The sequence below is a fragment of the Streptomyces sp. NPDC102441 genome (assembly GCF_044765585.1).
In the GTDB taxonomy this organism is placed as follows: Bacteria; Actinomycetota; Actinomycetes; order Streptomycetales; family Streptomycetaceae; genus Streptomyces.
Genome location: NZ_JBIWKH010000008.1, coordinates 142,586 through 155,196, shown reverse-complemented (window position 1 = coordinate 155,196; position 12,611 = coordinate 142,586). Strand labels below are relative to the sequence as shown.

10 protein-coding genes and 4 pseudogenes are annotated in these 12,611 nt (G+C 68.3%); 6 read left to right on the top strand and 8 right to left on the bottom strand.

Annotation, left to right across the window (positions count from 1 at the left end; all coding sequences use genetic code 11):
• The first annotated feature begins 135 nt into the window (after positions 1 to 135).
• Entirely contained in the window at positions 136 to 672 is a 537-nt protein-coding gene (locus ACIREO_RS19360; protein ID WP_404111408.1) for a VOC family protein, read from the top strand.
• A 199-nt stretch (positions 673 to 871) separates the two neighbouring features.
• Here ACIREO_RS19360 and ACIREO_RS19355 read toward each other — a convergent pair whose 3' ends face one another.
• Together ACIREO_RS19355 and ACIREO_RS19350 are read right to left on the bottom strand one after the other, a co-directional pair.
• Entirely contained in the window at positions 872 to 1,543 is a 672-nt protein-coding gene (locus tag ACIREO_RS19355) for a response regulator (RefSeq protein ID WP_404111986.1), read from the bottom strand.
• A gap of 197 nt (positions 1,544 to 1,740) precedes the next feature.
• Positions 1,741 to 3,798, bottom strand: a complete 2,058-nt coding sequence (locus tag ACIREO_RS19350; RefSeq protein WP_404111405.1) for a sensor histidine kinase — start codon at positions 3,796 to 3,798, stop codon at positions 1,741 to 1,743.
• A gap of 176 nt (positions 3,799 to 3,974) precedes the next feature.
• Between ACIREO_RS19350 and ACIREO_RS19345 the strand changes: the two genes are divergently transcribed.
• On the top strand, positions 3,975 to 4,283 hold the full coding sequence (locus tag ACIREO_RS19345) for a hypothetical protein (RefSeq protein ID WP_404111402.1): 309 nt from the start codon (positions 3,975 to 3,977) through the stop codon (positions 4,281 to 4,283).
• Positions 4,284 to 4,387: 104 nt separating this feature from the next.
• Here the strand turns inward: ACIREO_RS19345 and ACIREO_RS19340 are convergent.
• Positions 4,388 to 4,516 (bottom strand): annotated as a pseudogene (locus ACIREO_RS19340) (helix-turn-helix domain-containing protein); the annotation flags it as partial.
• Between the two features lie 195 nt (positions 4,517 to 4,711).
• The gene (locus ACIREO_RS19335; protein ID WP_404111399.1) at positions 4,712 to 5,176 is read right to left on the bottom strand and encodes a MarR family winged helix-turn-helix transcriptional regulator; all 465 of its coding nucleotides are present in this window, start codon (positions 5,174 to 5,176) and stop codon (positions 4,712 to 4,714) included.
• Positions 5,177 to 5,278: 102 nt separating this feature from the next.
• Between ACIREO_RS19335 and ACIREO_RS19330 the strand changes: the two genes are divergently transcribed.
• On the top strand, positions 5,279 to 6,493 hold the full coding sequence (locus ACIREO_RS19330) for an amidohydrolase family protein (protein ID WP_404111396.1): 1,215 nt from the start codon (positions 5,279 to 5,281) through the stop codon (positions 6,491 to 6,493).
• Positions 6,494 to 6,574: 81 nt separating this feature from the next.
• The gene (locus tag ACIREO_RS19325; RefSeq protein ID WP_404112016.1) at positions 6,575 to 6,922 is read left to right on the top strand and encodes a hypothetical protein; all 348 of its coding nucleotides are present in this window, start codon (positions 6,575 to 6,577) and stop codon (positions 6,920 to 6,922) included.
• Here ACIREO_RS19325 and ACIREO_RS19320 read toward each other — a convergent pair.
• A pseudogene (locus tag ACIREO_RS19320) lies at positions 6,885 to 7,104 on the bottom strand (transporter); the annotation flags it as partial. The gene ACIREO_RS19325 and the pseudogene ACIREO_RS19320 sit on opposite strands and share 38 nt — an antisense overlap.
• A 184-nt stretch (positions 7,105 to 7,288) precedes the next feature.
• Positions 7,289 to 7,876: pseudogene (locus tag ACIREO_RS19315) on the bottom strand (dienelactone hydrolase family protein); the annotation flags it as partial.
• 38 nt (positions 7,877 to 7,914) lie between these two features.
• On the opposite strand from ACIREO_RS19315, the pseudogene ACIREO_RS19310 reads away from it, so the two are divergent.
• Positions 7,915 to 8,115 (top strand): annotated as a pseudogene (locus tag ACIREO_RS19310) (putative adhesin); the annotation flags it as partial.
• A 67-nt stretch (positions 8,116 to 8,182) separates the two neighbouring features.
• Entirely contained in the window at positions 8,183 to 8,602 is a 420-nt protein-coding gene (locus ACIREO_RS19305; RefSeq protein WP_404111394.1) for a hypothetical protein, read from the top strand.
• A gap of 375 nt (positions 8,603 to 8,977) precedes the next feature.
• Here ACIREO_RS19305 and ACIREO_RS19300 read toward each other — a convergent pair whose 3' ends face one another.
• Entirely contained in the window at positions 8,978 to 10,336 is a 1,359-nt protein-coding gene (locus ACIREO_RS19300) for a class I SAM-dependent RNA methyltransferase (RefSeq protein ID WP_404111391.1), read from the bottom strand.
• Between the two features lie 116 nt (positions 10,337 to 10,452).
• Positions 10,453 to 12,504 carry an APC family permease gene (locus ACIREO_RS19295; RefSeq protein WP_404111388.1) on the bottom strand — a complete coding sequence of 684 codons (2,052 nt, stop codon included), beginning with the start codon at positions 12,502 to 12,504 and terminating at the stop codon, positions 10,453 to 10,455.
• Positions 12,505 to 12,611: the final 107 nt, after the last annotated feature.

Below are 12,611 nucleotides of genomic sequence, written 5' to 3'. Positions count from 1 at the left end.
CGTTGCCCGGATGCAGGGCGGCGGCACGGCCAGGGTCAGCGGTGTGCCTTGCGTACATCAATGTGGCTTTTGTGAGGCCCTCGCTACATCCCTACGGTAGGGCTACGCACTAATCGTAAGTAAGCGAGGAGTGACATGCCCGTCCAGCGCCTCAACCACGCCGTGCTCTACGTCCGCGACGTCGAACGCAGTGTCGCCTTCTACACCGACCTGCTGAGCTTCCGCATCGACCACCGCCTCCACGCCGACGGCGGCAAGGTGCCCGAGGCCGCGTTCATGAAGGCCGAGGAGTCGACCAACGACCACGACCTGGCCTTCATGCAGATCGAGGGCCCGACTTCCCCGCAGAGCCCGGGCCGACGTCCCGGGCTCGCGCACCTGGCGTGGGAGGTGGACACCCTGACCGAGCTCCAGCAGATCCGCGGCAATCGGAAATCCGGCCCTGTCGGCTTCGCGCGTGTGACGAACGGAGCACCGACGGAGACGGGAGCGCTGATCTCGGCCGAGCTCGTGGTCATCGGGCCGCACGAGCGCCGCCTGCCCGACGGAGCGGTCCTGCCGCGACGGCGTGATCATGGATGTCGGCCCGCGCGAAGAGGTGAAAGCCCGCGCCCCCCGTCGGCGTCACACGCCATGACCATCCGGACGCCCACTCGTTGCGGTTCGGGCTGACGTGCGGGGCGAGGGACGCACAACGGCCGGTACCGCTCGAGTGTGGGTGCGGCTCCGTCCTCCGCGATCACCGCCTCGTCGTCCGGCAGTTCGTCGGTGCCCTGGTGAGCTGCTTGCCCGGCGTAGACAGGAAGCCCCAGCAGTCTGCGGCAGGCTCGGGCCACCCTCGGCGAAATCCGTACGCAGCTCTGAGAGCTTCTCAGGGAGTCGGCATCCCCAGCGGGCGGATCAGTCCGCTCTCATAGGCGAGAATGGTCGCCTGAACGCGATCTCGTAGGCCCAACTTGTTGAGTACCGCGCTTACATGCGCTTTCACCGTGCCAAGGGCCAGCGCGAGGTGCTCCCCTATCTCCGTGTTGCTCAAGCCGGTGGCAACCAGAGTCATGATCTCGCGTTCACGATGAGTGAGGCTGTTCAGGGCTCCGGTGACCTCCGGAACCACCGGGGCGCCGTGAGCGAAGGCCGCTATCAGACGTCCCGTGACCGCGGGCGCGAGAACACCATCACCGGAAACCACAACCCTTATCGCGGCCAGAAGGGCCTCCGGCTCGGAATCCTTGAGCAGGAAACCGGAGCATCCGGCACGCAGAGCTTCGTAGACGTAGGCGTCGAGATCGAACGTGGTGAGAACAAGGACCTTGGGCCGACTGCTGTGACGCGTGATCAGCCGGGTAGCCGTCAGCCCGTCCATACCGGGCATACGAATGTCCATCAGCACCAGGTCGGGCGCGAGCTCGGCTGCCATCGCCACTGCCGCGTCCCCGTCCGCGGCCTCACCGACCACGGTCATATCGGCCTCAGCCGACAGAATCGCGGCGAAGCCCGCACGAACGATCACCTGATCATCCACGACCAGCACACGGATGGTGATGGCACATCTCCTCTCCCCGCCCCGCGAGGGGCCCCTCGCCTGCGTCGCATTCTCCCACGGGGCCATGAACAAGACATGCCACGCCGGCCCACGCACACGCGGTGAGCCGGAACGCGAGCGCTCCCGCACGGACGGGTGAGGTGTCGGCCACGCCCATGCGGGGTGTCGGCCACGCCCATGCGCGGGGTCGGCCACACCTATGCGCGGGGGGCGCTCCGTACGGCAGCCTTCCGAGGCGCCGTCGGTGCAGTACCGGCGTCCAGGCTCCCGAGCAGCTGACGCATGGCGGCCAACGTCGCTCTCGTGGCGGCGGTGACCTCGCCCGGACTGCCCGCCTCCGCCGCGGAGATCACCCGAGTCGTCTGCTGGAGCACCGCCTCCTGCAGACCGCCGGCGACTCGTTGCCGCTCGCTGTGGACCACGTCCCTCGTACTCGAAAGCAGGCCCGTGAACACCGCGTCCTCGCGGCCCACCGCCCGTCTGCGGCGCGTGTGCATCAACCACCCCGCCCACCACGTCGCCGTGAACACCAGGACGAGCCCCACCAGCACCTCGGCGAAGAGGAACAGAACGAGAAGGGAATCGGCCGGTTCCCCCAACAGCATCCCGTCGCCGGTGAAGGCAGCCGTCATCGAGACGCCGAACGAGACAACCATGGCAGGAACCGACAGATACGACAGCCGGTAGCCGGACGGATGCCTCTTCTGTGTGTGCGAGGGCTGGACACCTCGGTCGGCAGGCCCGGTTGCAGGTTTCAGCACGCGGCCGTAAGCCGCGACACCGTAGACGGCGGCCAGTTCGACAAGTCCGCCGCCCAGGAGACAGTTCGCACTGGACGACGGCAGCACACCGCTGCCCAGCAGCACAGGCCATACGAGGGCGGTGGCCCCGATCACGCCGAGGGCCAGCCAAGGGGCTCGTCGGCGCCACAGCAGCGGCAGCGCGTGAGCGGTCAGCAGCAGCGTGAGCAGCAGGCAGACCAGAACTCCGTATTCGGCCTCCACCGCCTTCTCGATGGCGTAGCTCACCGATGCCGCGGTGAGCGAGCCGAAGACCGCCCCGTCCGCGATCCGCTGCTCCCGTGTGAAGTTGCGCCGTCGTCCCGTGGCCGGCTGCCGTGCGGTCCCGGCATCGGGCAGTACGGCGTGCACGCGCCAGCCCCCGTCAGGCCGGGGCCCCGCGGTCAGCTGTCCGCCGACAGCGGCGGCGCGTCGGTCCATCCCCTCCACACCGCGGCCGGAGCCGATACCCAGCTTGTCGCCGTCGGTGCCGCCGGGCGGCCTGCTGTTGTCGACGCTCAGGTGCAGAGCCCCCTCGGCTCGTATCGCCCGGATCACGACGGCGGCACCCGGCGCGTAGCGCAGGGCATTGGTCAGAGCCTCCCGGATGATGCCGTGGGCGGCCTCCGCCGCAGGGCCGACGAGATCGGCGGGAAGGGAGACGGAGACCGGGCGGCCCAGTCTGCCGAAGCCCGCGATCAGGGCCTCGATCGAAGCAGTCATCGACGGGGGATCCGGTGGCTCGCCCACGCGCATGACTGCCACGAGACGTCGCAGCGCCACCTGGGTCTCCCGCGCGGTGCGGCTTGCGAACGTGAGGGCTTCCGCGACCAGTTCAGGTCTGCTTTCACCGAGCCTGCGGGCTGCTTCGACGGACACCACGACAGAGGTGAGGTGATGCGCGCTGATGTCGTGCAACTCGTTCGCGAGCCGGTGGCGTTCGGTCTCGGCGGCCTGCCCCAGCTCCCGCTCGGCACGGGTCAGCCGCTCTTCCGTCACCTGCCGTTCCCGCAGCCGGTGCCGACGGCCGGCGCCGAGAGCGGAGGCCAGCAGGTACAGGCCGACGATGACAAGCCAGTGGGAGACGAGAGCGCTGCCGGACTCGTATCGTGCGACGCCCGGCAGGAGCTGCACGACGGCGGCAGCGGCAGTCGCGCCCAGGCTCACGGTCCAGTCACACAGCGCGGTAACCGAGAAGAGCGCCATCAGGACCGCCAGGCCTGCCACCATGCCCATGGTGTCGGGCGGCGCCAGAATCTGCACCAGCACGGACGACACGAGGATCTGGCCGAGGGCGGGGAGCGGCGACCGGTTTCGCCGTTCGAGCGCATGTGTGGTGAGGGCCGTGCCGGTAAGGGCAGCGAGCCACGCCGTAACACTCGGAGACTTCTCCAGCGTCGCGAGGTCGACCCACCACAGCAGCAGTTGTGCCACCGCGAACCCGCCCGGCAGGAGCAGGCCTCGAGTCTTTCCCATTTGGCACGAGTGTACGAGCGTAAGCCGGCGCAGAACACCGGCCCCAGCGTCGGCAGACTCTGCGCTCACCCCGGTGTACCGGGGTGAGCGGTGCCGCCCACCTAGGTCTTCCGGCCTAGAAGACGTTCCTCCTGGTGGCAGACGCCACAGCGGTCACCGGGCGAGACGATCAACGCATGGATCGAACCGACGTCATCATCGTCCTGGTCACCGTTCTGGCCATGGTCGTGGCGGCCAAGCAGCTGAAGAACGTGCCGTTCTGGCTCATCATCGTCCTGGCCGCAGCCACCTACCCCGTGGGCAGGAAACTGCTCTCGACATTGGAAGCGGCCACGGGCGCGAGCAGCACATGGGCCTCGTATGCCTTCACGGTCAGCACGGGCCTCGCGTTCACCGCACTGGGCTCGCCGGCCGTCCGGGGATTCAAGTCCTTCCGGAGCGCACGCGCAGACCGCGGGCACCACTGCCAGGAAATCGACGCATGAGCGTCCGCGTATTTCATCAGAAACGACCCCAGACAGGCAGAAACATGCCCCACCACTGGTCCCGGGCCACCATCGGCCTGGCATCGCTCGCCGTGCTGGCAGCCGAGGAGTGGCAGTACGCAGCTTTCCTTGCTGGGGAAGTGACGCCACAGGGTGCGGGATGAGATGCCGACGGCTTGGGCGATCTGCTCGCCAGTTGTGCCGGTTGCGCCGTGCGAGGCGAACAGGCGGACGGTTTAACTGCCCGCACCAGCAGCTGACGGACCACTGAGTTGCCGCCTACTTGCAGTCACACGTCAAAGGGCCGGTGTGGTCGGTTACCAGGACTCGCACCCTGTTCACGGGTGAGTGCCGGAACGGTAGACCGCCCGTCAGCGCGATCGACGCCTGGGCTTCTGGCCGTGGCTCGGTCTCGGGCCGCTGCTCGCTCAATCGCGGCTTGGGGGCTGTTTCCTGGACCAGGCGGTGGCGTCGACTCCGTATCGAGTCAGGAGCCGTGCGAACTGGGTCCGCTCCTCCGGTGACCAGGCGACAGTGATCTCCAGGAACGCTTCTCGCTGTTCGACGGCGAAGCGGTTGCGTTCGGCCTCGCCGTGCTCGGTGAGTTCGAGCACGGTGCGGCGTCCGTCGGACTGGGATGCCGCCCGCCGCAGCAGCCCGTCCGCTATGCAGGCGGCGACGGTCCGGCTGGCCACCGGCTGCGCGACGCCCATCTCGGCGGCAAGCCCGCCGACAGTCGTCTCGCCCGGCGCGTCGGCGATGACGTTGAGCACGAGGTTGCGGGAGAGGTCCTTGCCCGTTGCCGGTACCCGTCGCCGCAGACGGGACAGCGCCGGGCCGATCTGATCCAGCGTCCGGTCGTCGGGGGGCCGCTCGGAGGAGGTGCTGCTCATGTGCCGAGTCTAGGCCCGGCCAGCACATTTGCATACCATTCAATAAGTCCATAGCATTAGGTATGTAAATCTTGAACGGGCTAGGAAAAGAGGCGGACCGTCATGGCGCTCACAGCGATCACCAACGCGCAGGTCTTCGACGGGGAGAGGGCGGTCGGCGTGCGGACCGTGGTCATCGACGGCGGGAGGATCGCCCGCGTCGGTGGCGACGCTCCCGAGGGCAGCGAGATCGTCGACGGCAGCGGCGCCACACTGCTGCCGGGACTCATCGACGCCCACGTCCACTCCGCCCCGGGCTCCCTGGCGCTCGCCCTGCGGTTCGGGGTGACGACCGAACTGGAGATGCAGGGGATGAACACCCGGGAGAACCGGGGGCTCATCACCGACGACGACACACAGGCTGACGTGCGCTCCTCCGGCTTCGCCATCACACCGCCCGGTGGTCACCCGAGCGAGCTGATGCCCGAAGGGTATCGGCCCAAGTGGGACCTTCCCCCGGTGATGCCCCTGATGCCGTTCTCCACCACACCCGAGGAGGCCGCCGCCTTCGTGCCGCAGCTCCTCGCCCGGGGATCCGACTTCATCAAGTTCATGATCGACGACGGCAGCGTAGAGGGACACCCCGGGCTGCCCGCGCTCGACCAGGCCACCGTGAACGCCGGTGTCGCCGAAGCCAAGAAGTACGGCGCCCTCACCGTGGCCCACGCGCTGACCGTGGAGGCCACCAGGACGGCCGCCGAAGCCGGCATCGACGGCGTGACCCACGTGTTCATGGACCAGCCGCACACCGCCGAGATCATCAGTCTGATCAAGGGCGCGGGCATGTTCGTCATCCCCTGCGTCACTCTCAACGCCTCGATGATGGGGATCACCGGCAGCGAACTCGCCGACGACCCCCGGGTCGCCGCACGCCTCGACGCCGACTGGGACCGGGCCCTGCGCTCCAGCTATGACCGCTACCCGCAGGGCAAGCTCCACGACGTGTACGACACCGTGCGCGCACTGGACGCTGCCGGTGTCGACGTGCTCGCCGGCACCGACGTCTCCATGCCCGAGACGTTCTTCGGGGGCCTGGCACACGGAGCGAGCCTGCACCACGAACTGCAATACCTGGTGACAGCCGGCCTCACACCCGCACGGGCCCTGCGCGCGGCCACGGCGACCACGGCCCGCCGCTTCCGCCTGAGCGACCGGGGCCGCATCGCCGAGGGCCTCCGCGCCGACCTCCTGCTGGTCGACGGCGACCCGACCAGCAACATCAGCGACACCCTCAACACCCGTGCCGTCTGGCGCCACGGCACCCGCATGGCGGCATGACCACAGTCCCTCCCCTTCGAGGGAGGGACTCGATTGTCCGGTACTTGATCGCTGTGGTGAGCGACCTTCTACGATCCGTCCATGCTGGATCCCGAGCTGCTGGAACGGATCACCCTGCGTCGCGCGGAACTGGACGAACTCGAAGAACGGCTGGTCAAACAGCTTACGGAAGTGCGTGCCGAGCGGGACGAACGTGCCGTCGCCGAGCGGGTCCTTGAACGGATGACCGGGGAGCTCGCCGAGAAACGTGCCTCGGGCGGGCCGGTGCCCAGGCAGGTGAGCGGGCGGGCGGTGACGCTGATCCCGCACCGCGAGCCGGGCGTGGAGGAATCGCGCTGCCATGGGACTACCAGCGCATCATCACCGCCGGGTGAAACCTGGAACGAGGTCGACCTCCGCCGGTGCTCGCGCACCGCATGTGCGTCGTAGCGGGTGAAGCCGCCGGTGATGCAGATCAGCCGTGGCACGCTCCACAGGACCTCGGAGGCGGCCGCGGTCACGAACCGGTCGCGGACCAGGCTCCGGAAGGCGTCCCTGTGGGCCATGAGCCACGCCATGTAGTAGAGGCCCTGGTTGATCACCCCTGCGTCAGTGCCCCGCTTGTACTCAACTCTACCGACCGCAGGAACTCGTGAACCGGCTCTGAACTGCGACGATTCATAGACTACATGTCCGCGACGGGGAGTTGAGGCCGATGCTGTAACTCGCCTGGGTGGTCTCACGGGACGGCCCGTCCACAGGGACGGTGGACGGGCCGCGAGGTCGCCAGCCGGACAGGATCAGGTGGTTGATCCCCTACTTGATGCGGTCGAGGAAGCCGAGCACCCGATGGTTGACCTGATTTGCGGCCTGTTCGTCGTAGGACGGGAGGCTGCTGTCGGTGAACAGGTGCCTGTCGCCGGGGTAGAGGAACAGCTCGGCATCCGTCGCCGTCCCGACGAGCGCACGGGCGGCGTCCACGTCGCCCTCCCCGGCGAAAAACGGATCTGTGTCCATGCCGTGGATCTGAACCGGGACGTCCTGGGGCCAGGCGCCGCCGAACTCCGAGACCGGGACGCATGCCTCGAGCAGCAGTGCGCCCTTTGCGCCGGGGCGGGTCGTGGCCAGCTTCTGCGCCGGCAGGACGCCGAGCGAGAACCCGACGTAGACGAGCTCCGCAGGCAGCCCCTCGGCGGCGACGGTTCCGCGCGCGATGATCGTGTCGAACCCCGCGTTCTCGGCGTAGCCAGCGCCCTCCTCGATGCTGTCGAACACCTGCCCCTCGTATAGGTCTGGGGCGTGGACGGTGTGTCCGGCCCGCCGCAGCTGCTCGGCGAACTCGCGAACGCCGGCGGTCAGCCCGTGTCCATGGTGGAAGACCAGCACCTCAGCCATGTTGCTCCCCTCGTGCTGCGCTGCCCGGGTGGCGCCGCGGCACGAGTATGGCCCGCAGCACTGACATCCGGTGGCTTCGGCCGGGCAGGATCAGGTCGGTGGTCCCGGTTGGTACCTGGGGCTGCCTCTACGTCGAGGATGGGAAAATGCTCGGACAGCCCGTCGGACTTGCCGTCGAGCAGGGCAAAAAAGTGAAGCCCACGGAGATTTTCGGCCCCGCCAAGGACATACCGAATTACACGGTGTTCCCGGGCACAGACCTAAGGATGATGTCGGGGTCGATCACGGTGAGCAAGCCCACGCTGAGGACTGGTTATGCCCCACTACCCCGACATGACCACCTACGCGTACGCCACATCGGACCAGGAAATGCTCAACGTCGGTTGGTTGGCGCCCGATTGTGCTTACCGCACCGGGATCGTGGACGACCGTGTGATAGATGCGCTGAAGGCCCTCAGCAGTGCCTACGACAACCAGACGCGCGGTGTCCACGACTGCGAGTTCTGCTCCACCGAGCGGCCCGTCATTCTTGGTGGTCCGGCCTACGACACCCAGGTGTGGCTCGGCTCTGCTGAGATCCGGGCACAGGACGCCGCCGGCACTGTCTACTCGGCTCCCAACCTCGTCATCCACTACATCACGGAGCACCGCTACTGCCCTCCCGTGGAGTTCTGCCGGGCGGTGGTCAGGACGGCTGGGATGGATACCACCAACGAGCTGACCTTGGCTGACTAGCTCCAGGGGTGCGGAGGAGATAGCAATCCGCGGGTCGCGAGACCCAGGCTGAGAGACACGAAAGGGCGGCCTCCACCGGCCCGGCCTCGGTGCCCACCGTCGACGACGTGAGGGACGGGCACGCGCGGGCCCGGCCCTCACGTCGTCGAACCTCAGGAAACGGGGAACCAGGCCGACAGGCGCTTGGCAATGACCGGTACATGGCGCCCCGCCGCCGGGAAGAGTTCCTCACTCTCCATGCCGAGGGTCCGGCCCGCACGGCCCCAGCCGGAGAGGCCCGTGAGGTTGACACTCCCGATTCGAGCGTCAAGCCGAGCGACCCTCTCCATGGAGGGAAACAGGTCGAGCATCTCACCCGGATCACAAAACCGCAGGTCAGGCGCCCTTGTCAGCAGGCTCAAGGATCGCCACGCACTCGACATGATGGGTCATCGGGAACAGGTCGAACGCCCGCAGCGTCCGCACCTTGTACCCCCCGTCCCGGAAGTACGCGATGTCCCGCGCCAGCGCCGCCGGGTCGCAGGCCACGTACGCGATCTTGCGCGCGCCCAGACCCGCGAGCTGCTTGATGACCTGCTTGCCCGCGCCCGCGCGCGGCGGGTCCAGGACGATCAGGTCGCACTCGGTGATGCCCGTACGCGGCAGGACCTGGTCGACCTTGCCGTGTTCGATGCGGACCCGGTCCAGGTCCTTCAGGTTGTGCCGGGCGTCCTCGACCGCGCGCTTTCCGGACTCGATGCCCAGCACCGCGCCCTTCTCGCCGATGCGCTGGCCGATGGCGCCGGCGAACAGGCCGACGCCGCAGTAGAGGTCCAGCGCCATGTCGTTCTTGCGGGGCAGCAGTCCCTGCATGACCGCGCGGACCAGCGTGTCGGCCGCCTGCGGGTGCACCTGCCAGAAGCCGCCCGAGCCGACGCGGTACGTACGGTCGTCGGCGCGCTCACGGACGAAGGCGCGGCCGTGGACGCGGTGGACTCCGCCGTCCTTCTCCTCCACGCGGAGCACGGAGACGGGCTTGTCCAGCTCGACGAGCGGGAGGCGGCCGCCCTCCCTGGGGGTCAGGATGACCTGGCGGTCGTGGGAGCCGGTGGCGGAGATGGCCTCCACCGCGGCCATCTGCGGCCAGTCCTGCTTCTCGACGCCGAGCTCGGAGACGCCGGGGGCGGCGATCAGGCACTCGTCGATGATCTCGACGTCGTGCGAGCGGTGCTTGCGCAGCCCGACCCGGCCGTCCTCGTCGATGGCGTACTGGACGCGCGTGCGCCAGGCCGGGACCTCGCCCGGCGGGAGCTTGTCGCCCTCGGCGGGCATGACCGTGCCGTCCCAGCCGGCCTCCTCGGGCGTGAGGCCCGCGAGACGCTGGAGCTGCTCGGCGATCACTTCGCCCTTGAGGCGACGCTGGGCTCCGGGCTTGGCGTGCTGCCAGTCGCAGCCGCCGCACTTGCCGGGCCCGGCGTAAGGACAAGGGGCCTTGACCCGGTCCTTTGACGCCTCGACGACCGTGACCGCGTCGGCGCGCAGGAAACGCGAGTCGCTCTCGCCCTCGGTGATCCGGGCGACGACCTTCTCACCGGGGAGGGTGTGGCGCACGAAGAGCACCTGGCCCTCGGACGTGCGGGCGATGCAGTGGCCGCCGTGAGCGACGGGGCCGACCTCGACCTCGTACTCCCGACCGATCAGGGACTCCCCCGCCTGCGACTCCCCGGCCTGCGACGAGGTGGATTCGTTCTGCATGAGGGGGTGGCTCCAGAGGTCAGGAAAAAGGAAACGGCGAACGGCGAACGGCCGGACAACAGCCCACCAGTCTACGTGGGCGGAAGCCGACCGCTTACCACAGGCGGAACGTGGAGTCAGCCCTTGTTGCCGGGTTCTTTGTGATGCCGGCGTTCGACGGGGCCACGACGGACCGAGCCCGGCGCGATCCAGTCCGCTCGCCTCCTGGCCCGCACCTTCGCGGCCTCGGAGGACTCCAGCTGGTACGGCACCGAGGTCACCATCACTCCCGGGGTGAAGAGGAGCCGGCCCTTGAGCCGCAGCGCGCTCTGGTTGTGCAGCAGGTGCTCGTACCAGTGGCCGACCACGTACTCGGGGATGTAGACGCTGATGACGTCGCGGGGGCGGTCCTTGCGCAGGCCCTTGACGTAGTCGATGACCGGACGGGTGACCTCGCGGTAGGGCGAGTCGAGGATCTTGAGCGGGATGTCGATGCCCCGCCGCTCCCAGTCGTCCCTGAGCGCCTTGGTCTCCTCCGGGTCGACGCTGATGGACAGCGCCTCCAGATGGTCCGAGCGCACCAGCTTGGCGTACGCGAGGGCGCGCAGCGTGGGCCGGTGGAGCTTGGAGACCAGGACGATCGAGTGGACCCGCGAGGGCCTGATGGTGTCGTCGGACGGGGTGTCGGCCGCCGCGATCTCCTCGGCGACCCGGTCGTAGTGCTTGCGGATCGCGGTCATCGTGCCGAAGAAGATCACCATGCCGAGCAGTGCGACCCAGGCGCCGTGGGTGAACTTGGTGGCCAGGACGACGACCAGCACCAGGCCGGTGAAGAAGGCGCCGAAGGTGTTGATCGCCCGGGAGCGGATCATGTGCCTGCGCGCTGCCTGGTCCCGCTCCGTACGCAGATGGCGGTTCCAGTGCCGCACCATGCCGATCTGGCTGAGCGTGAAGGAGACGAAGACGCCGACGATGTAGAGCTGGATGAGCCGGGTCGAGTCGGCCCCGTAGATCCAGACGAGCAGGATCGCGGCTCCGGCGAGCAGCACGATGCCGTTGGAGAAGGCGAGCCGGTCACCGCGGGTGTGGAGCTGGCGGGGCAGGTAGCGGTCCTGGGCGAGGATCGACCCCAGCAGCGGGAAGCCGTTGTACGCGGTGTTCGCGGCGAGGAAGAGCACGAGGGCGGTGGCCGCTGCCAGGACGACGAAGAAGAACGTCCCGTCTCCGAAGACGGCTGCGGCGACCTGGGAGATGACCGGGTCCTGGGTGAAGCTCGCGCCGACCGCCGCACCGTTGTGGATCAGGTCCTTCGCGGGGTTCTCCGCCATCTTCACGTCGGTGGCCATGGCCAGGCCGATGATGCCGCAGAACATGGTGACGGCCAGCAGGCCCATCGCCGCGAGGGTGGTCGCGGCGTTCTTGCTCTTCGGCTTGCGGAAGGCGGGGACGCCGTTGCTGATCGCCTCGACGCCGGTGAGAGCCGCGCAGCCGGAGGAGAAGGCGCGCAGGAGCAGGAAGACGAGGGCGAAACCGGCGAGCCCCTGGTGCTCGGGCTTGATCTCGTAGTCGGAGGTGGGGGCGTGCATGGTGTCGCCGAGGACCAACCCCCGGAACGCGCCCCAGATGATCATCACGAAGACCCCGGCCACGAACAGATAGGTCGGGATGGCGAAGAGCTTGCCGGACTCCTTGACGCCGCGCAGGTTCATCAGCGTCAGCAGCACGATGGCCCCGATGGCGCAGAACGTCTTGTGTTCGACGACGAAGGGGATGGCCGAGCCGAGGTTCTCCACGCCCGAGGAGATCGACACGGCGACGGTGAGGACGTAGTCGACGAGGAGGGCGCTGGCGACGGTCAGACCGGCCTTCGGGCCGAGGTTGGTGTTGGCGACCTCGTAGTCGCCGCCCCCGCTCGGGTAGGCGCGTACGTTCTGCCGGTACGAGGCGACCACGGTGAACATCAGGACCACGACCGCGACCGCGATCCACGGACTGAAGTGGTATGCCGACACGCCCGCGATGGACAGCACCAGGAGGACCTCGCCGGGTGCGTACGCGACGGAGGACAGCGGGTCGGACGCGAAGACGGGGAGCGCGATGCGCTTGGGGAGGAGCGTCTCCCCCAGCTTGTCGCTGCGCAGCGCCCGGCCGATCAGGATCCGTTTGGGCACGTCGGTCAGTTTGGACACGGTGAGGATCGTAAGCGCTGCTGGGACACGCCGCCGAAGCACCACCCCCTCGGCGCCCCGAAAACCTTCATAATTACCCGCCCTCACCGGAAAAGTCCATGGAATCC

Bases quoted from the DNA above. Each gene is read 5' to 3' on its own strand.
- ACIREO_RS19360 (WP_404111408.1), top strand. From the start codon at position 136: ATGCCCGTCCAGCGCCTCAACCACGCCGTGCTCTACGTCCGCGACGTC.
- ACIREO_RS19350 (WP_404111405.1), bottom strand. From the start codon at position 3,798: ATGGGAAAGACTCGAGGCCTGCTCCTGCCGGGCGGGTTCGCGGTGGCA.
- ACIREO_RS19345 (WP_404111402.1), top strand. From the start codon at position 3,975: ATGGATCGAACCGACGTCATCATCGTCCTGGTCACCGTTCTGGCCATG.
- ACIREO_RS19335 (WP_404111399.1), bottom strand. From the start codon at position 5,176: ATGAGCAGCACCTCCTCCGAGCGGCCCCCCGACGACCGGACGCTGGAT.
- ACIREO_RS19330 (WP_404111396.1), top strand. From the start codon at position 5,279: ATGGCGCTCACAGCGATCACCAACGCGCAGGTCTTCGACGGGGAGAGG.
- ACIREO_RS19325 (WP_404112016.1), top strand. From the start codon at position 6,575: ATGCTGGATCCCGAGCTGCTGGAACGGATCACCCTGCGTCGCGCGGAA.
- ACIREO_RS19305 (WP_404111394.1), top strand. From the start codon at position 8,183: ATGCCCCACTACCCCGACATGACCACCTACGCGTACGCCACATCGGAC.
- ACIREO_RS19300 (WP_404111391.1), bottom strand. From the start codon at position 10,336: ATGCAGAACGAATCCACCTCGTCGCAGGCCGGGGAGTCGCAGGCGGGG.